This window comes from Polynucleobacter nymphae, assembly GCF_018882155.1.
GTDB lineage: Bacteria > Pseudomonadota > Gammaproteobacteria > Burkholderiales > Burkholderiaceae > Polynucleobacter > Polynucleobacter nymphae.
Genome location: NZ_JACVPA010000001.1, coordinates 633,556 through 651,977, shown reverse-complemented (window position 1 = coordinate 651,977; position 18,422 = coordinate 633,556). Strand labels below are relative to the sequence as shown.

The window sequence follows — 18,422 nt, the reverse complement described above, 5'->3', positions numbered from 1 at the left end:
AGCGCAGCTAGGACTCAACTTTAGAACCAACCCTTAGGAGAAGTTATGTCAGTAACAATGCGTCAAATGCTGGAAGCCGGTTGCCATTTTGGTCACCAAACCCGTTTCTGGTCCCCAAGAATGGCTCCTTATATTTTCGGCCATCGCAATAAGATCCACATCATCAACTTGGAAAAAACATTGCCAATGTTTCAGGATGCCCTGAAATTTGCAAAACAAGTTGCTGCTAATCGTGGCACTATTTTATATGTTGGTACTAAGCGTCAATCACGCGAGATCATTGCTGAAGAAGCAACTCGTGCTGGTATGCCTTATATCGACAGCCGTTGGTTGGGCGGTACGCTTACCAATTTTAAAACTGTTAAAGGTTCACTGAAGCGTTTAAAAGATATGGCAGTTGCTAAAGAAGCTGGCGACTGGGAAAAGCTTTCTAAGAAAGAAGCTTTGACCAATGACCGTGATCTCGATAAATTGCAAAAAGCACTTGGCGGTATCCAAGATTTGAATGGTGTTCCTGATGCTATTTTTGTTGTGGATGTCGGCTATCACAAGATTGCTATTACTGAAGCTAACAAACTTGGTATTCCAGTAATTGCTGTGGTAGATACCAACCACTCACCAGAAGGCATTGATTACATCATTCCTGGTAACGATGACTCTAGCAAAGCTGTTCTCCTCTATACCCGCGGTATTACTGATGCAATCCTCGAAGGCAAGGCCAATTCTGTCCAAGAAATCTTGACTGCTGTTAAAGCAGGCGAAGAAGAGTTTGTTGAAGAAGGGAAAGCTGAATAATGGCCGCTATTACAGCCGCAATGGTTGGCGAGTTACGCGCCAAGACTGATGCTCCAATGATGGAGTGCAAAAAAGCTTTGACTGAGGCTGATGGTGACATGGCACGTGCAGAAGAAATTCTGCGCGTCAAACTCGGTAGCAAAGCTGGTAAAGCTGCTTCTCGTGTAACAGCTGAAGGTATTGTTGTTTCATTCATCAATGGCACTACAGGTGCCTTGCTTGAAGTGAACTGCGAAACTGACTTCGTTTCGAAGAACGATGACTTCTTGGCGTTTACAAACGACTGCGTGAAGTTGGTTGCTGAAAAGAACCCCGCTGACGTGGCTGCTTTGTTGGCATTGCCATTAAATGGTAAAACCGTTGATGAAGTTCGCAGTGCATTGATCGGTAAGATCGGTGAAAACATCATGCCACGTCGCTTTAAGCGTTTTGCTAACAACAGTAAGTTAGCCTCTTATCTCCATGGCACACGCATTGGTGTGATGGTTGAATTTGATGGTGACGATACTGCTGCTAAGGATGTAGCAATGCATATTGCTGCGATGAAGCCTGTTGCTTTATCTACAGCAGACGTTCCTGCTCAAGCGATTGCGATTGAGCGTAGCGTTGCCGTGCAAAAAGCTGCTGAATCTGGCAAACCACCAGAAATCGTTGAGAAAATGGTTGAAGGTTCTATTCAGAAATACCTCAAAGAAGTTTCTTTGTTGAACCAAACTTTCGTGAAGAACGACAAGCAAACTGTTGAGCAAATGCTCAAGGCTGCAAATACAACAATCAAGGGCTTTACGATGTTTGTTGTAGGTGAGGGCATTGAGAAGCGCCAAGATGACTTTGCGGCTGAAGTTGCCGCTCAGGTAGCTGCTGCCTCTAAAGCTACTGCTTAATTAGCCATTTTGGGGTTTGCCCCAGATGGTCTGTAATACCCAAAAGGGCATAGAAACTCAGGTTTCTATGCCCTTTTGTTTGATCTTCCCCAAGCCCTTTATAATTTAGCGGAGATATTAAAAAGTGCTTAAAGATCAATAAGCTAAGTAAGTAAATTACTTGGCAAATTACGGAAAAATAAAAACATGCCAGCCTACAAACGCGTCCTCCTCAAACTATCTGGTGAAGCCCTTATGGGTGATGATGCTTTTGGAATCAATCCGATCACGATTGATTCCATGGTCTCAGAAATTGCCCAGGTAGTGAGTAGCGGTGTTGAGCTTGCCATTGTGATTGGCGGCGGTAATATTTTCCGTGGTGTTGCCGGTGGTGCTGCCGGTATGGATCGAGCTACTGCAGACTATATGGGTATGTTGGCTACCATGATGAATTCCCTGGCATTACAAGATGCTTTGCGTCAAAAGGGTGTTGAGGCACGCGTGCAATCTGCACTTCGAATGGATCAAGTAGTTGAGCCTTATATTCGTCCGCGTGCGATTCGTGCAATGAGTGAAGGTAAGGTGGTGATCTTCGCAGCTGGCACAGGTAACCCATTCTTTACAACTGATACAGCCGCCGCTCTTCGTGGTGCTGAGATGGGCGTTGATGTCATGCTCAAAGCAACGAAGGTCGATGGTATCTATAGCGCTGATCCAGTAAAAGATCCCGCCGCAACTTTATATAAGACCATTACCTTTGATGAAGCAATTATTAAAAACTTGCAAGTCATGGATGCCACTGCATTCGCTTTGTGTCGTGACCGTAAATTACCAATCAAAGTATTTTCGATTCTCAAGCCAGGTGCATTAATGCGCGTAGTGCAGGGTGAATCCGAGGGTACCTTGGTGCATGTTTAATAGGAGGCCTGATGTCTGCAGCAGCAATTAAATCCACAACCGATCAAAAGATGCAAAAGTCTCTTGAGTCTTTGAAAAGTAGTTTGGCAAAGATTCGCTCTGGACGTGCTAATCCCGGAATTTTGGAGCATGTGCAGGTGGAGTATTACGGTAATCCCACCCCTTTAACTCAGCTTGCTAGCTTAGGTTTGGCAGATGCCCGCACCATTAACGTTCAACCATTTGAAAAGACGATGGTTGCAGCTATTGAGAAGGCAATTCGGGATTCTGATTTAGGCTTAAACCCAATGTCGCAAGGGACCGTAATCCGGGTACCAATGCCTGCTTTGACTGAAGAGCGCCGCCGTGAACTCACTAAGGTTGTGAAGAGTGAAGGTGAAGATACCAAGATTGCTGTGCGCAATTTGCGTCGTGATGCTAACGAGCATTTAAAGCGCTTGACTAAAGATAAAGAAATTTCAGAGGATGATGAGCGTCGCGCGACTGACGATATTCAGAAGATGACAGACAAGGCAGTAGTCGACATTGACAAGATCATTTCTGAAAAAGAAAAAGAGATCATGACGGTTTAAGGACCTGATTGAATTTAAGTTTCTGATGACTCAACACCCCAGTTCAACCCAGGATATTCCGGAGCTAAGCGCGATTCCTCGCCATGTGGCAATCATCATGGATGGTAACGGGCGTTGGGCAGGCAAACGCATGATGCCCCGGGTCGCTGGCCACTCAGAGGGTTTGGCTGCGGTTCGTAAGATTATTCAAGAGTGTCATCGCAGCGGTGTTGAATATCTCACTATTTTTGCATTCAGTTCTGAGAACTGGCGTCGCCCTCCAGAAGAAGTAGGCTTTTTGATGAAGTTATTTCTCAAATCTCTGAAAGGTGAGGTTGCACGTCTTGCTGAAAATGGTATTTGCCTACGCGTGATTGGCGACCTCAGTCGTTTCGATTCAGCGATACAAGAAATGGTTCAGTTTGCAGAAGAAAAGACTGCTGGGTGTAAAGCGATTACCTTAACCGTTGCTGCGAACTATGGCGGCCGCTGGGATATCTTGCAAGCCATGCGCCGTTGCTTAGAAGCTAATCCCAATCTGAAGTCAGAGCAAGTGACTGAGGAATTGCTTGCCCCCCATCTCTCTATGGCTTACGCTCCAGAGCCAGATTTATTTATCCGTACTGGAGGCGAGCAGCGTGTGAGCAATTTCTTGTTATGGCAGCTGGCTTATACCGAGCTGTATTTCACAGATGTTTTATGGCCTGAGTTTGATGAAGTTGAGCTGCGTAAAGCATTTGATTGGTTTAGCCAGCGCGAGCGCCGTTTTGGTCGCACCAGTGCTCAGCTTGCTTCGCAAGCGCTGAGTAACGCAGTCTGATTCTGTCCATAAATCACCCATGCTAAAAACTCGAGTTATTACTGCCCTTGTTCTGCTAGCAGTATTTTTCCCCATCCTATTGTTATTGCCAGCTATGTATATTGGCGCATTCTTTTTGGCGGCCTTATTGACTGCTGCATGGGAGTGGAGCTGTTTACTTGCTCCAGAAGCTAGGCGGGCTGCTTGGTTATATGCATTATTTTCTTTGGCAATCATTTTGTTTTTGCTTGGTATGCAAAACCCATCCTGGCAATTTGCATTATTACTTTTGGCAGTTATCTTTTGGTTCTTTGTAGCACCATTTATTTTGGCAAAAGGCATAAACCTTTCTTTACAAAAGTTACGCCCCTTTTACGTCGTACTCGGTTTGATCTTATTGCCGGCAACTTGGTTTGCTCTGGTTTTCTTGCGTGAGCTTGGCTTAATATTTTTATTGACCAGCATGACTTTGGTTTGGGTTGCGGACATTGGCGCTTACTTTGTTGGTAAGTCATTTGGTAAACGCAAGCTAGCTATACAAATCAGTCCAGGCAAGTCAGTTGAGGGTGCTATTGGTGGTCTTGCGCTCTCTTATGGCTATGCATTGCTCTGTGTAATCTATTTACCTTTTGAGTCTAGTCTATTTGGTGCGTGGGCAATTCGTTTTGGATGGGTGCCGATGTTTTTGATGGTGACAGTTTTAGTCGCCTTTAGTATCTTTGGCGATCTATTTGAGTCTCAGTTAAAACGCTTGGCTGGAGTGAAGGATAGTAGTCATTTGTTGCCAGGGCATGGTGGTGTACTCGACCGCGTTGATGCTTTGATTCCAACAATGCCAATTGCAGCATTACTGGCAGGGTTTGTGTGATGACAATAAAGCATATCGCTATTCTGGGATCAACGGGATCTATCGGTGTGAATACGCTGGATGTGATCCGGGCACATCCAGACCGATTTAAGGTATCTGCCCTTACAGCTGGAAAACAAATCGATCGATTGGCGCAGCAATGTGCTGAATTTAAACCTGCCATTGCAGTTGTTTCTGACGCTGATGGCGCAGCTCGCCTAGAGAAGTTATTGCGTGATCAAAAAATCAGTACGCAAGTGCTCTATGGTCCTCAAGCACTAGTCAGTGCTGTTACAGAATCAGGATGTGACACAGTCATGGCTGCGATAGTTGGCGCCGCTGGTTTAGTGCCTACCTTAGCTGCTGCCAAAGCAGGCAAAAGAGTATTGCTTGCAAATAAAGAAGCTTTAGTCATGTCTGGCAATTTATTTATACAAGCCATGAAGCAGGGCGGAGGTGAGCTACTGCCCATTGATAGTGAGCACAATGCCATTTTTCAATGTCTTCCTGCTCAATTTTCTAAAACGCCAAATCCAAGTCTGGGTGTGGAAGAGTTATGGTTAACTGCCTCAGGCGGTCCCTTTAGAAGTACTCCTCTGGAGCAATTAGGAGGCATTACGCCTGAGCAAGCCTGCGCTCATCCAAATTGGGTAATGGGTAGAAAGATTTCAGTCGATTCAGCAACCATGATGAATAAAGGACTCGAAGTGATTGAGGCTTTTTGGTTATTTGGATTACCTTTAGAAAAAATTAAAGTATTAATTCATCCGCAAAGCGTAGTGCATTCCATGGTGCGCTACCGAGATGGTTCTGTAATTGCACAATTAGGTCAACCTGATATGCGCACGCCGATTGCTTATGGTCTAGCGTGGCCAGAGCGGATCGATGCTGGTGTTGCACCCTTAAGCTTGACTCAATTGGCAGCCTTGAGCTTTAACGAGCCAGACTTGGCGCACTTTCCTTGTTTGTCTTTGGCTTTCGCAGCTGCAAAAGCGGGAGGTACTGCACCTACGGTTCTGAATGCCGCTAATGAAATTGCAGTGGCCGCTTTTTTGGATGAGGGTATGCCTTATTTGCGTATCCCTTTAGTAGTCGAGAAGGTGTTAAATCTCATGCCAGTAGTTAATGCAGACTCGATCGAGTGTATTTTGGAGATTGATGCACAAGCCAGAAAAGCAGCGCGTGATTTTATTTAGACTATCAGTCTTTCATTTCAAAAAGTAATTAGGAACTTATTTGCAGGCACTTATTACTCTTGCTGCATTTTTAGTCACTTTGGGGGTGCTCGTGAGTTTTCATGAGTTCGGACACTTTTTAGCCGCCCGCTTGTGTGGAGTGCGCGTACTTCGATTTGCGGTTGGCTTTGGTAAACCATTGTTTACTTATGTTGCAAATAACAAAACAGAGTGGGTGATTGCTTCCATTCCTCTGGGCGGTTACGTGAAGTTGCTAGATGGTCGAGATCGTCAACAAACCATTGACCCCACAAATGAGCTGCATGCTTTTGATCACAAACCACTCTGGCAGCGTTCACTCATTGTTGCCGCCGGCCCATTCGCTAATTTTTTCTTGGCAGTAGTTTTGTTCGCTGTTATTTACGTATCTGGTGCTCCACAATTGCCGGCGCTATTGAAGGCCCCACCCGAAAATTCAGTTGCGGCTAAATTGGGCGTTGTGGAAGGCGATCGGGTGATTGGTTGGCAGAGTCTACCTAATTCAAATTCCGTTCCCCTTGCTAGTGAATTTGAACCTGTTCTCAGTTGGAATGCCTTGCGCTGGATTCTTTTGGATGCTCTTACTGGGGAAACTGGATTTGCCTTAGAAATGCAGACTCCTTCGGGCGGTCAGTACATTAAGACCTTTTTGACTCAGGATTTGCCCCAATTAAGCCCTCAAAATGATCCTATGCTGGCCCTTGGAGTTCTGCCTAAGTCAGTGCCTCTGGCGCAGTGGGCTGAGCTGAAATTAGGGCCCCTTGATGCTATGGGATTTGCTGCTGAGAGGGTATGGTTGATTACTAAGGTCTCTATAAGGCTAATGGCTGGAATATTCACCGGAAATACCTCGCTAAAGCAGTTGGGTGGCCCCTTAAGTATTGCGGATATGGCGGGTAAGTCTGCCCAGGTAGGTTGGCAGCCATTTTTTGCATTTTTAGCACTTATAAGTATTAGCATTGGCTTATTGAATTTGCTTCCCTTCCCAATGCTTGATGGGGGGCAGCTACTGTATGATGCATGGGAGTTGGTCGCTGGTAAGCGGGTATCGATTTCGATACAAGAACAGTTCCAGAAAGTGGGCTTTCTATTATTGATTTCTCTATCTGTTCTGGCCTTGTTTAACGATTTACAACGCTATTTTTCGCCTTGAATTTTCTGACCTCACCTCTTCGCATTTCTATCCGTCTAATTGCTCAGCTTTTGTTGATCTTTGCTGCCACGCTTAGTTTGCATGCTTATGCGGCTGAATCTTTTGTGGTTAAGGATATTCGTATCGAAGGATTGCAGCGGGTAGAGCCGGGCACTGTATTTAGCTATCTGCCTGTGCAAGTTGGGGATACCTTTACAGAAGAAAAGAGTGCAGAAGCAATTAAGGCTTTGTATAGCACCGGCTTCTTTAGGGATGTGCAAATTCAGGCTCAAGGCGATGTTCTGATTGTGATTATTGAAGAGCGTCCAACCATCTCTCGGATTGAATTTACGGGCATGAAGGAGTTTGATCAGGAAATTGTTCGAAAGTCTTTAAAGGCCGTAGGGGTTGCTGAAGCCCGCTTTTATGACAAGGCGCTTATTGATAAGGCTGAACAAGAGTTAAAGCGCCAGTATGTGGGCAAGGGCATGTATGCGGCTGAAGTGGTGGCAACCGTTACCCCGGTTGAACGGAATCAGGTGGCCGTCTATTTTAATGTTGATGAAGGCCCAATTGCCAAAATTCAAGAAATTAACTTCATTGGTAATGAAGCCTTTAGCGAAAGTACTCTTAAAAGTGAGATGCAGCTAAAGACAGGCGGTTGGTTATCTTGGTACAGCAAAGACAATTTGTATTCCAAGCAAAAGTTGACTGCTGATTTGGAGACGATTCGTTCTTACTATTTGAATCGTGGATATCTTGAATTCGTCATTGAGTCTACTCAGGTATCGATTACTCCCGATAAAAAAGGTGTTTATCTCACCATCAGTATTAATGAGGGTAAAAAGTTCACAGTGAAAGACGTAACTGTAGCCGGTGATACCTTGGGTAAAGAGGCTGAGTTCATGCAATTAATCACTTTAAAGCCTGGCGACACTTTTTCTTCTGCTAAGTTGACTGAGAGTACTAAGGCAATTGCGGAGATTTTAGGTTCCTATGGTTACGCATTTGCAACCATCAATCCTCAACCTGATATCCGTCGTGATCTAGCCGAGGTTGACCTTACTCTGGTGATTGATCCAGGACGACGTATTTATGTTCGTCAGGTAGCAATTTCTGGCAACGCAAAAACTCGTGACGTAGTCATTCGTCGTGAGATGCGTCAGTTTGAGAGTTCTTGGTTTGATAGCGACAAGATTGACTTGTCTAAGAAGCGTATTGGTCGCTTGGGCTACTTCACCGAAACAGACATTACCACCCAGGATGTTCCGGGCTCCCCCGATCAGGTAGATGTACAAGTGAAGGTAAAAGAAAAGCCGACGGGTGCGGTAACGATTGGCGCAGGCTACTCTTCTACAGAAAAAGTCATTTTGACTGCTGGTATAAATCAAGAGAATGCGTTTGGTACGGGTACATCGATTGGTCTAAATGCTGCTGTGGGCAAGGTTAATCAAAGCCTTGCTTTATCGAACTATGATCCTTATTTCACTGAGGATGGTATTAGTCGCTATACCGATCTTTACTACCGCTCATCTAAACCACTTTATTACGTTGGTGATCCAGATTATCAAATTAAATCGGTGGGCTCTAATATTAAATTTGGTGTGCCCTACACGGAGGTAGACCGGGTATTCTTCGGCACTGGTATTGAGGCCTTTCAGATCAACACCACGATTAATACTCCTCAGCCCTATTTAACCTACGCTCAAAGCTATAACATTGCAGCGCCAGGATATCCTGCTACCTTACACACATACAATATTCCGGCAACTGTTGGTTGGGCACGCGATGGGCGTGACAGCGCGCTGATTCCATCATCTGGATCCTTGCAGCAGCTGTCAGGTGAGGTTGGAACACCAGCTGGCAATATGACCTTCTATCGCCTTTTTGGCCAGTATCAAAAATATCACTCATTTTCTAAAGGAAATATCTTGTCCTTTAATGGCGAGGTTGGTTATGGCCAGGCTTATGGATCGCATACCTTCCCAATTACCAAGAATTACTATGTGGGCGGTATTGGCTCAGTTCGTGGTTACGCCCCTGGCTCACTAGGCCCTACCTACTACAACACCTATACCGGGGCTTATCAGCCCACCGGCGGCCAATCTAAAATTGTGAGTAATGTGGAATATACCGTCCCAGTACCTGGCTCTGGGGCTGATAAGACCCTGCGCGTATTTACCTTCGTTGACGGTGGTAATGCCTACGGAAGCAATATTAATCTGGTCTTAAAATACTCCTATGGCTTAGGTTTATCATGGATATCACCGTTAGGACCCTTGAAATTCAGTTATGGCCTACCGTATAAATCTTTACCTACGGATAATGTTCAGCGTTTGCAGTTCCAGGTTGGTACAGCGTTTTAATTGTTTAAGGAAATTTTATGAAGTTTTATTACTCTTCAAAATGGATTCAATTAGGCTTGGTTGCTCTCATAGCAACTGTAGCCGCTCCGAAAGTCTTTGCGCAAGATGCCGGCATACGTGTGGCGGTTGTGAACTCAGAAAAAGTATTTAATGAGTCTAACTTAGCTAAAGCAATGCAAACCCGCCTACAAAACGAATTTACTAAGCGTCAGAATGATTTGCGTGATAGCGCGCAAAAGATTAAGTCTGCTGCTGAAAAGCTAGATCGTGATGCTGCCGTAATGAATGAAGCAGAGCGGATTCGCCGTCAACGTGAGTTGGCAGATCAAGATCGTGAATTGCAACGTAAGCAACGTGAATTTACAGAAGATCTGAATCAGCGTACATTTGAAGAGCGTGCCAAGATTGCTGAAAAAGCAAATTTAGTTCTCAAGCAAATCGCCGAGCAAAGAAAAATTGACGTCATTGTTCAAGAAGCTGCTTATGTTAGCCCTAAGGCTGACGTAACGGATGATGTCATCAAGGCTTTAAATAGTCTCAAGTAAGTTTTATGCCCACCGCCATCGAGCTGGCCGAACAGTTTCAAGCAAGCTTGGTGGGGGAGGCTTCACAAGTATTTATTGGTCTTGCTCCTTTAGAGCTTGCACAAGCCAAGCAAATATCCTTCCTGTCTAATCCGCTATATCGACAACAGGCAAGCGATAGTCTTGCAGGCGCATTGATTCTCAGTAAGGCTGATCTAGATTTTTTGCAAGCGAATCCAAGTGCTAACCCATCAAAGCGGGTTTACTTTGTTTCTAAAAATCCCTATGTAACTTTTGCCAGAATGGCCCAGTATTTTGCAAAATCCAGCTCGCTAAAATATATGTCTGGAATACATCCAAGTGCGGCAATAGATGCAACAGCAATTGTTCCTGCTTCATGTCACATTGGCCCTTTTGTGCAAATCGGCGCCGGTGTCAAGTTGGGTGAGCGTGTAGTAATTCTGGGGAATACTAGTCTTGGAATGAATACAGTCATTGCCAGTGATACGCTGGTTTACCCCTCAGTATCTATTTATCATGACATACAAATTGGTGAGCGCTGCATTATTCATAGTGGCGCTGTGATTGGCGCTGATGGTTTTGGATTTGCACCAGATTTTTCTTCAGCCGGCGGAGAGTGGGTCAAGATTCCCCAAACTGGCAGGGTTGTGATTGGTAATGATGTCGAGATTGGTGCTTCGACTACGATTGATCGTGGTGCTATGAGCGATACCATGATTGGTTCGGGAACTAAAATTGATAATCAAGTGCAAATTGCGCATAACGTCACTGTTGGTGACTGCTGTGTGATTGCGGGATGCGCTGCAATTTCGGGCAGCACAAAAATTGGCAATTTCTGCATTATTGGCGGGGCTGCTAATTTTGCAGGCCATTTAACTATTGCTGATAGGACTACCATTTCTGGCAACACCTCGATTATTCGCTCAATTACGCAGCCAGGAAAGCATTTCACGGGGGTTTATCCTTCAATGCCGCATAGTGCTTGGGAGAAGAATGCCGCTATCTTGCGTGGTCTAGATAAAATACGTCAACGCTTGCGTTTGCTAGACAAAAATAAAACTACAGAGTCCTAAGACTCTTTTACATTGATTTAATTAAATACTTTCATACGGGCAATCTAATGAGTAAAGAAATAGCAATTGATATTAATAAGATCATGAAGTTATTGCCACATCGCTATCCATTTTTATTGGTGGACCGGGTCTTAGAATTCACGCCTCGTCAAAGCATTACTGCAATTAAGAATGTCACGATCAATGAACCTTTTTTTCAAGGACATTTTCCTGATTTTCCAGTAATGCCTGGTGTACTCATCATTGAGGCCTTGGCGCAGACTGCTGCCTTGTTAACATTTACGGAAGAAAAAGCAGATGATGCTGTCTACTATTTTGCTGGCATTGATGGGGCCCGGTTTAAAAAGCCCGTATTGCCTGGAGACCAATTGGTCATGGTAGCTACTTACCAGCGTGAAAAGGCTGGCATCTATAAGTTTCATGTCAAAGCAACTGTTGATGGTGAGCTGGCAGCTGAGGCTGACATTACTTGTGCCGTGCGTAGGAAGGGTGTGTAATGACTCGGATTCATGCATCTGCTGTTATTGATAGCAAAGCCGAGTTGGCTAGCGATGTTGAGATTGGCCCTTATTCTGTTATTGGCCCCAATGTGAAGATTGGTTCTGGCACTAAGGTAGCTTCACATACTGTCATTGAAGGTTATACGACCATCGGCAAAGATAATAATTTTGCGCATTTTGCCTCGATTGGTGGCGTCCCGCAGGATATGAAATACCGTGGCGAACCGACTCAACTGATTATTGGCGATCGCAATACAGTTCGTGAGTTCACGACAATTCATACTGGTACGGCGCAAGATGAAGGTATTACACGTATCGGTAGTGATAATTGGATCATGTCCTATGTCCATATTGCACATGATTGCCAAGTAGGTAATCACACTATTTTTTCTAGCAATGCCCAGATTGCAGGTCACGTACAAGTTCATGATTGGGCGATTATGGGCGGTATGTCTGGCGTTCATCAGTTTGTTCGTATCGGGCAGCATGTCATGCTGGGCGGCGCTTCTGTTTTGGTTCAAGATATCCCGCCATTTGTTATTGCAGCAGGCGATAAAGCTGCCCCCCATGGAATTAATGCTGAAGGTCTAAAGCGCCGTGGATTTTCAAGTGAAACAATTTCTGCACTACGTCAGGCATACAAGATTCTCTACAAGGATGGCTTTAGTTTTGAGGATGCTAAGGTAGAAATTAAAAAAATGATCACAGCAAACACAGCGGATGCTGCCACCGCAGAAAAATTGACCGAGTTTCATGATTTCATTGCCGCCTCTACGCGCGGCATCATTCGGTAAGGCGCTACTTTGCCTAAGTTAGCTTGTGTAGCTGGCGAACCCTCTGGTGATTTGCTTGCTGCACCAGTGCTGAGTGCATTAAATCAAATTCCGGATATGGCTGGCCTAGAGGTTTATGGCATTGGAGGTCCTCGCATGCAAGCTCAAGGTATGCGTTCCGATTGGCCGATAGAGACCTTGAGCGTTCGTGGTTATGTTGAGGCAGTCAAGCAACTCCCTGCCATTCTTAAGCTACGCAAGGAGCTTATCCAAAACCTGACTGGTGAAGGGCGTCCTGATGTCTATTTAGGAATAGATGCCCCAGATTTTAATTTAGGTGTTGAGCTCCATTTACGCAATGCAGGGATTCCAACTTTACATTTAGTGTCTCCATCGATTTGGGCATGGAGAGCGGGGCGCATTAAGAAGATCTCTCGAGCTGTTGAGCGCATGCTGTGTATTTTCCCTTTCGAAACTGAAATCTACGATCGCGCAGGCATAGCATCTACCTATGTAGGTCACCCCTTAGCAAGTGAGATCCCGCTTGAGCCAAACACCAAGCAGGCTCGAGAAAAAATTACTAAGATACTAAAACTACCTAGCACTGCGCTCGATGGGATTGTCATTGCAGTTTTACCAGGTAGTCGCAACTCAGAAATTGAGCTGATTGCCCCGGTATTCTTTGAGACGATGCAGTTGTTGACTGAAAAATTAAAAGGGCAAAAGCTCCATTTTTTAATTCCAGTGGCTACACCACGATTACGTGCGCCGCTGGAGCAACTGCTACTTCAAGCTAAAAATCTGAAGCCTGATATTCAGATTGAATTGCTTGATGGTATGGCAGATGAAGTATTAGAGGCATCCGATGTGGTGTTGATTGCCAGCGGCACAGCAACCCTGCAGGCCGCCCTCTGGAAAAAGCCAATGGTGATTTCTTATAAGGTACCTTGGCTTACTGCTCAAATCATGAAGCGCCAAGGATATTTACCTTATGTAGGTCTGCCGAATATTTTATGTGGTGAGTTTGTGGTTCCAGAGTTATTGCAAGATGAGGCTACACCAGAAAAGTTAGCCCAAGCTCTCATCGATTGGTTAAATCATCCCAATAAAGTTAGTGAACTCAAGGCGCGGTTTTCTCAAATGCATGAGACTCTTCGTCGCCCAACTGGCCTCTTGGTTGCGCAAGCGGTTGCTCAAACGATTGCGAACAGTCGTCAGAAAAGAGTGCAGTCGTGAGTTTGATTTGGATCTGCGGCGTTGATGAGGCGGGGCGCGGCCCCTTGGTTGGAGCTGTCGTGGCAGGAGCGGTGGTGCTCGACCCCAGCAAGCCCATCGCAGGATTAAAAGACTCTAAGAAGCTCACTCCTGCTAGACGGGATTTTCTTTATGAGCAAATCATAGAAAAAGCCAAGGCCTGGGGTGTTGGCCAAGCCAGTCCTGCAGAGATTGATGACATTAATATTTTGCAAGCGACGATGCTAGCGATGCGTCGTGCAGTTGAGGATTTAGCAAGCAGATTAGGCGCCTGGCCCGACAAAGCGTTAATTGATGGTAATCGTTGTCCTGAATTGCCCATTCCCTCTGAAGCAATTATTAAAGGGGATGCCAAAGAGCCAGCGATTTCAGCAGCATCTATCATTGCTAAAGTGACGCGTGATCGTCAGATGAAAATACTCGATGCCCTCCACCCACAATATGGTTTTGCTCAGCACATGGGCTACCCAACTGAAGCTCACTTTGCTGCTCTAAAAGAATTTGGTGCATGTGATGAGCATCGTAAAAGTTTCTCTCCTGTGCGAAAAGTTCTTGAAGGTATTACCCGTTAGCAATGAACTTCGATCTCATTACTTCCAAAGAGAATCCCCTATTTAAAGAGATTCGCAATCTACAAGCTACTGGCTCTAAAGGGCAAAAGGCAAGACTAGCCAGCGGCCAGGCCTTATTGGAGGGTATTCATCTAGTACAAACTTGGGTGGGTGATCCCGCCCTAAAGACCTTGTTTACTTCAGAAATTGGCCTTAAGAATGTGGAAATTTCACAGGCAGTCTATGAACATATCGAAATATGTCCTGACACCAAGGTTTATCAACTGGATAGTACCTTGTGGGATTTATTGAGTGAGTTGGTGAGTGCACCGCATATTGCTGGTCTACTTGGTCTTCCGAAATCGTGCTTAACACTGCCAGAATCGATCGCAACTCTTCCTGGGGATCTGCTCATCTTAGACCGCATTCAGGACGCTGGAAATGTCGGATCTATCTTGCGCACCGCAGCCGCTGCAGGATTTACACAGGTGATTGCTTTAACAGGCTGTGCACATTTATGGTCTACCAAAGTATTGCGTGCCGGTATGGGGGCGCACCGCTTGTTAGATTTATACGAAGGCTGGTCTAATCAGCAAGTGCTCAGTGCAGTTACAGCGCCGATGCTAGCTGCTACTGCGGATGCTGAGTGCGACATCTTCTCCTTACAAAAGGAATTGCAGCATCCGGTTGCTTGGATCATGGGTAGCGAGGGGCAGGGTGTATCAGACGATTTGCTTGCACAAGCTAAAGGAGTATCTATTCCGATCGATGCAAGGGTAGAGTCATTGAATGTCTCAACTGCAGCAGCAATTTGCCTCTTTGAGACAATGCGCGTAAGGCGAAGTTAAACCAAGCAGCTAGCCCAAAATCGTTTTATCGGATTTCATGGCCTGCAAGATAGTGGTTGCAATCTCTTCAATCGATTTACTGGTAGTGAGAACCCAAGGGATGGATTGTTTTTTCATCATCGCGGTTGCTTCATTAATTTCATAACGACAGTTTTCTAGTTTGGCGTAATTACTACCGGGACGTCGTTCATTCCGAATCTCAGAAAGTCGCTCAGCGTCAATCATGAGGCCAAAAATCTTTTGGCGATACGGTATCAAGTCTTTAGGTAAATGCCCGCGTTCGAAGTCTTCTGGAATCAGCGGATAGTTTGCTGCCTTCAATCCGTATTGCATTGCCAAGTAAAGACTAGTTGGCGTTTTACCAACCCGCGAGATGCCAATCAATATGACATCAGCTTCTACGAGATTTTGATTGGATTGCCCATCATCGTGAGCCAAGGAGTAATTGATGGCCTCGATACGGTTCTTATAGGCTTCAGTATCCGCATTGTGATGCAGGCGGTTCATAGCATGGGTTGATTTCATACCTAGTGCGGCCTCAAGAGGCACCACAAAGGTTTGGAACATATCCAAAATCAGGCCATTAGCTTTACTGACAATATGATTGAGTTCAGGATTCACCAAAGTGGTGAACACAATCGGCTGTACACCATATTTGTTAAGTGCTTGGTTGATGTTGCTGACGGCCTCATGAGCTTTATCAACACTATCCACAAAGGGAATGCGAATGTGCTTAAAAGTAGCCTCAAATTGGGCCAGAATCGATTGGCTGAAGTTCTCGGCAGTAATGCCGGTTCCATCAGAAACAATAAAAACTATACGGGTTTCGGTAGACATGGATTTGGCCTAAAAGTCAGGGTCAGCACTACAATAGGAATTATTGAAGTATGCCCCATTTGAGTGGCCGCTCGACCAGTTTTTTCTTCCCTTAGAGAGTTTTTATGTCCAACCAACAGCAACAAAATAGCAGTATGGCAGATGCCTATGTTTTGCCTTTTGAGCAGCTTCGGATGACTGATGTTGAATCAGTCGGCGGTAAGAATGCTTCATTAGGTGAGATGATTTCTCAGTTAGCCTCCACAGGAGTTCGAGTACCAACGGGTTTTGCGACTACTGCATTGGCATTTCGAGATTTTCTGAAACACAATAATCTGACCGAGCGTATTCAAAAGCGTTTGGAAGGTTTGAATATCGATGATGTTCGGGCATTAGCGCAAGCTGGTGCTGAAATTCGTAACTGGATCGAAACAGCACCATTTCAAGCAAAGTTAGATGAAGAAATTCGTAAAGCTTTTGTAGTTTTGGATGATTCTGGCAAAGGTTCTTTTGCTGTGCGTTCATCTGCCACTGCAGAAGACTTGCCAGACGCCTCTTTTGCTGGGCAGCAAGAGACATTTTTAAACGTTGAGGGTATCGACGATGTTCTGAAGAAAATCCGTGAAGTATTTGCCTCCCTTTATAACGATCGAGCAATTTCTTACCGTGTTCACAAAGGCTTTGCCCATGCTGAAGTTGCCTTGTCTGCTGGTATTCAGCGTATGGTTCGTTCTGATTTGGGCGCTGCTGGTGTGATGTTTACCTTAGATACGGAATCTGGATTTAAAGATGTAGTCTTCATTACATCAAGCTACGGCTTGGGTGAGACAGTGGTGCAGGGTGCAGTCAACCCTGATGAGTTTTATGTATTTAAAACTACGCTAGCCCAAGATAAAAAAGCGATTATTCGTCGCTCTTTAGGATCCAAGTTAATTCAGATGCAATTTGCGCCTAAAGGGTCTACTGAAAAAGTGCAAACGGTTGATGTCACCCCAGAAAAGCGTAATCGTTTTTCTTTGGAAGATGCAGACATCACTGAGTTAGCTAAATATGCCGTCATTATCGAAAAGCACTACGGTCGTCCAATGGATATCGAGTGGGGTAAAGATGGTCAAGATGGCCGTATCTACATTCTTCAGGCCCGCCCTGAGACTGTGAAGAGTCAAGCGGCTGGCCAAGTCGAGATGCGTTACAAACTCAAAGGGAGTTCTAAGGTTTTAGCTAAAGGTCGTGCAATTGGCCAGAAAATTGGCGCAGGCCCTGTGAGAATCATTCGTGATCCTAGCGAGATGGATCGCGTTCAGCCAGGCGATGTATTGGTTGCTGATATGACTGACCCGAACTGGGAACCAGTGATGAAGCGTGCTTCTGCAATTGTCACTAACCGTGGAGGTCGTACTTGTCACGCAGCGATTATTGCGCGTGAGCTGGGCGTCCCTGCAGTAGTCGGTTGTGGCGATGCAACCGAGCATTTGCAAGATGGCATGATGGTGACCGTATCTTGTGCTGAAGGTGATGAGGGTCATATTTATGATGGCTTGATCGAAACTGAGGTCACCGAAATATCTCGGGGCGTATTGCCAGAGATTCCTGTGAAGATCACGATGAACATTGGCAATCCTCAGCTGGCATTTGATTTCTGCCAAATCCCCAATGCTGGCGTAGGTCTTGCCCGTCTTGAATTCATTATCAACAATTACATTGGCGTTCATCCCCGTGCAGTATTGGAGTACCCAAACATTGATCCTGATCTCAAACGTGCTGTAGAGAGCGTGGCCCGCGGTTATGCTAGCCCACGTCAGTTTTATGAGGATAAGTTAGTTGAGGGTGTAGCAACGATTGCAGCCGCTTTCTATCCAAAACCTGTGATCGTGCGTTTATCTGACTTCAAATCGAATGAGTACAAGAAGTTGATTGGCGGTTCACGCTATGAGCCTGATGAAGAAAATCCAATGCTAGGCTTCCGTGGCGCATCACGCTATGTATCTGCAGATTTTGGTGAAGCTTTTGCTCTGGAGTGTGCAGCGATGAAGTGCGTGCGCGAAGTGATGGGCCTTGATAATGTAGAGATCATGGTGCCATTTGTACGGACTATTAATCAAGCTAAGCGCGTGATTGAGATGATGGAGAAGCTTGGTCTGAAGCGTGGTGTCAATGGTTTGCGTCTCATCATGATGTGTGAGATTCCATCAAATGCGATTTTGGCTGATCAGTTCTTAGAGTATTTCGATGGTTTCTCTATCGGCTCTAATGATATGACCCAGTTAACCCTAGGTCTTGATCGTGACTCTGGCATGGAGTTGCTTGCAATTGATTTTGATGAGCGCGACCCAGCTGTAGAGTTCATGATTGCACGCTCTATTGATGCTTGCCTCAAACAAAATAAGTATGTTGGCATCTGTGGCCAAGGCCCATCAGATCACCCTGACTTTGCACGTTGGTTGGTAGAGAAGGGGATTACTTCAATCTCATTAAACCCAGATAGCGTGATTGAGACCTGGGAAATGTTAGGTAAGAATTTAAAAACCTAATAACTCAAGCAGTACATCAAAAGGCCTAGATTGAATCTAGGCCTTT

Annotated in this window: 18 protein-coding genes; 17 read left to right on the top strand and 1 reads right to left on the bottom strand. The window is 45.3% G+C overall.

All coding sequences use genetic code 11. From position 1 onward, the window contains the following. Positions 1–45 precede the first annotated feature (45 nt). From rpsB to ICN29_RS03315, 16 genes are all read left to right on the top strand, one after another. The gene (gene rpsB, locus ICN29_RS03390; RefSeq protein ID WP_216129724.1) at positions 46–795 is read left to right on the top strand and encodes a 30S ribosomal protein S2; all 750 of its coding nucleotides are present in this window, start codon (positions 46–48) and stop codon (positions 793–795) included. Continuing rightward, the gene (gene tsf / locus ICN29_RS03385; protein ID WP_216129722.1) at positions 795–1,679 is read left to right on the top strand and encodes a translation elongation factor Ts; all 885 of its coding nucleotides are present in this window, start codon (positions 795–797) and stop codon (positions 1,677–1,679) included. The genes rpsB and tsf overlap by 1 nt, the downstream gene beginning before the upstream one ends. A 186-nt stretch (positions 1,680–1,865) precedes the next feature. Beyond that, complete coding sequence (gene pyrH, locus ICN29_RS03380) at positions 1,866–2,576, top strand: UMP kinase (RefSeq protein ID WP_216129720.1); 711 nt, start codon at positions 1,866–1,868, stop codon at positions 2,574–2,576. A gap of 11 nt (positions 2,577–2,587) precedes the next feature. Next, a complete protein-coding gene (gene frr / locus ICN29_RS03375) occupies positions 2,588–3,148 on the top strand; it encodes a ribosome recycling factor (RefSeq protein ID WP_216129718.1) in 561 nt (186 codons plus the stop codon). Between the two features lie 25 nt (positions 3,149–3,173). Then, a complete protein-coding gene (gene uppS / locus ICN29_RS03370; RefSeq protein WP_216129716.1) occupies positions 3,174–3,947 on the top strand; it encodes a polyprenyl diphosphate synthase in 774 nt (257 codons plus the stop codon). Positions 3,948–3,966: 19 nt separating this feature from the next. Continuing rightward, positions 3,967–4,794 (top strand): phosphatidate cytidylyltransferase, encoded by an 828-nt coding sequence (locus ICN29_RS03365; protein ID WP_216129714.1) that lies wholly within the window; start codon positions 3,967–3,969, stop codon positions 4,792–4,794. Continuing rightward, on the top strand, positions 4,794–5,969 hold the full coding sequence (gene ispC, locus ICN29_RS03360; RefSeq protein ID WP_216129711.1) for a 1-deoxy-D-xylulose-5-phosphate reductoisomerase: 1,176 nt from the start codon (positions 4,794–4,796) through the stop codon (positions 5,967–5,969). The genes ICN29_RS03365 and ispC overlap by 1 nt, the downstream gene beginning before the upstream one ends. A 40-nt stretch (positions 5,970–6,009) precedes the next feature. After that, on the top strand, positions 6,010–7,140 hold the full coding sequence (locus ICN29_RS03355; RefSeq protein WP_216129709.1) for a M50 family metallopeptidase: 1,131 nt from the start codon (positions 6,010–6,012) through the stop codon (positions 7,138–7,140). Beyond that, on the top strand, positions 7,137–9,485 hold the full coding sequence (gene bamA, locus ICN29_RS03350) for an outer membrane protein assembly factor BamA (protein WP_216129707.1): 2,349 nt from the start codon (positions 7,137–7,139) through the stop codon (positions 9,483–9,485). The genes ICN29_RS03355 and bamA overlap by 4 nt, the downstream gene beginning before the upstream one ends. A gap of 17 nt (positions 9,486–9,502) precedes the next feature. Beyond that, positions 9,503–10,030 carry an OmpH/Skp family outer membrane protein gene (locus ICN29_RS03345; protein ID WP_216129705.1) on the top strand — a complete coding sequence of 176 codons (528 nt, stop codon included), beginning with the start codon at positions 9,503–9,505 and terminating at the stop codon, positions 10,028–10,030. A 5-nt stretch (positions 10,031–10,035) separates the two neighbouring features. After that, positions 10,036–11,103: a UDP-3-O-(3-hydroxymyristoyl)glucosamine N-acyltransferase gene (lpxD, locus tag ICN29_RS03340; RefSeq protein ID WP_216129703.1), complete on the top strand. Its 1,068-nt coding sequence runs from the start codon at positions 10,036–10,038 to the stop codon at positions 11,101–11,103. Between the two features lie 47 nt (positions 11,104–11,150). Continuing rightward, complete coding sequence (gene fabZ / locus ICN29_RS03335) at positions 11,151–11,600, top strand: 3-hydroxyacyl-ACP dehydratase FabZ (protein WP_216129701.1); 450 nt, start codon at positions 11,151–11,153, stop codon at positions 11,598–11,600. Beyond that, on the top strand, positions 11,600–12,397 hold the full coding sequence (gene lpxA / locus ICN29_RS03330) for an acyl-ACP--UDP-N-acetylglucosamine O-acyltransferase (protein WP_216129700.1): 798 nt from the start codon (positions 11,600–11,602) through the stop codon (positions 12,395–12,397). Before fabZ ends, lpxA begins: the two co-directional genes overlap by 1 nt. Before the next feature lie 9 nt (positions 12,398–12,406). Continuing rightward, positions 12,407–13,612 (top strand): lipid-A-disaccharide synthase, encoded by a 1,206-nt coding sequence (gene lpxB / locus ICN29_RS03325; protein ID WP_216129698.1) that lies wholly within the window; start codon positions 12,407–12,409, stop codon positions 13,610–13,612. Continuing rightward, positions 13,609–14,202 carry a ribonuclease HII gene (rnhB, locus tag ICN29_RS03320; protein WP_216129696.1) on the top strand — a complete coding sequence of 198 codons (594 nt, stop codon included), beginning with the start codon at positions 13,609–13,611 and terminating at the stop codon, positions 14,200–14,202. Before lpxB ends, rnhB begins: the two co-directional genes overlap by 4 nt. Positions 14,203–14,204: 2 nt before the next feature. Further along, positions 14,205–15,029, top strand: a complete 825-nt coding sequence (locus ICN29_RS03315; RefSeq protein ID WP_216129694.1) for a TrmH family RNA methyltransferase — start codon at positions 14,205–14,207, stop codon at positions 15,027–15,029. A gap of 9 nt (positions 15,030–15,038) precedes the next feature. On the opposite strand, the gene ppsR is transcribed toward ICN29_RS03315, so the two are convergent. Then, on the bottom strand, positions 15,039–15,866 hold the full coding sequence (ppsR, locus tag ICN29_RS03310) for a posphoenolpyruvate synthetase regulatory kinase/phosphorylase PpsR (RefSeq protein ID WP_216129692.1): 828 nt from the start codon (positions 15,864–15,866) through the stop codon (positions 15,039–15,041). A gap of 104 nt (positions 15,867–15,970) precedes the next feature. Between ppsR and ppsA the strand changes: the two genes are divergently transcribed. Continuing rightward, positions 15,971–18,376, top strand: a complete 2,406-nt coding sequence (gene ppsA / locus ICN29_RS03305; RefSeq protein WP_216129690.1) for a phosphoenolpyruvate synthase — start codon at positions 15,971–15,973, stop codon at positions 18,374–18,376. The last annotated feature ends 46 nt before the right edge of the window (positions 18,377–18,422 follow it).

Bases quoted from the DNA above. Each gene is read 5' to 3' on its own strand.
- ppsA (WP_216129690.1), top strand. From the start codon at position 15,971: ATGTCCAACCAACAGCAACAAAATAGCAGTATGGCAGATGCCTATGTT.
- fabZ (WP_216129701.1), top strand. From the start codon at position 11,151: ATGAGTAAAGAAATAGCAATTGATATTAATAAGATCATGAAGTTATTG.
- ppsR (WP_216129692.1), bottom strand. From the start codon at position 15,866: ATGTCTACCGAAACCCGTATAGTTTTTATTGTTTCTGATGGAACCGGC.
- ispC (WP_216129711.1), top strand. From the start codon at position 4,794: ATGACAATAAAGCATATCGCTATTCTGGGATCAACGGGATCTATCGGT.
- ICN29_RS03345 (WP_216129705.1), top strand. From the start codon at position 9,503: ATGAAGTTTTATTACTCTTCAAAATGGATTCAATTAGGCTTGGTTGCT.
- uppS (WP_216129716.1), top strand. From the start codon at position 3,174: ATGACTCAACACCCCAGTTCAACCCAGGATATTCCGGAGCTAAGCGCG.
- ICN29_RS03365 (WP_216129714.1), top strand. From the start codon at position 3,967: ATGCTAAAAACTCGAGTTATTACTGCCCTTGTTCTGCTAGCAGTATTT.
- lpxA (WP_216129700.1), top strand. From the start codon at position 11,600: ATGACTCGGATTCATGCATCTGCTGTTATTGATAGCAAAGCCGAGTTG.
- rpsB (WP_216129724.1), top strand. From the start codon at position 46: ATGTCAGTAACAATGCGTCAAATGCTGGAAGCCGGTTGCCATTTTGGT.
- frr (WP_216129718.1), top strand. From the start codon at position 2,588: ATGTCTGCAGCAGCAATTAAATCCACAACCGATCAAAAGATGCAAAAG.
- tsf (WP_216129722.1), top strand. From the start codon at position 795: ATGGCCGCTATTACAGCCGCAATGGTTGGCGAGTTACGCGCCAAGACT.
- lpxD (WP_216129703.1), top strand. From the start codon at position 10,036: ATGCCCACCGCCATCGAGCTGGCCGAACAGTTTCAAGCAAGCTTGGTG.
- pyrH (WP_216129720.1), top strand. From the start codon at position 1,866: ATGCCAGCCTACAAACGCGTCCTCCTCAAACTATCTGGTGAAGCCCTT.
- ICN29_RS03315 (WP_216129694.1), top strand. From the start codon at position 14,205: ATGAACTTCGATCTCATTACTTCCAAAGAGAATCCCCTATTTAAAGAG.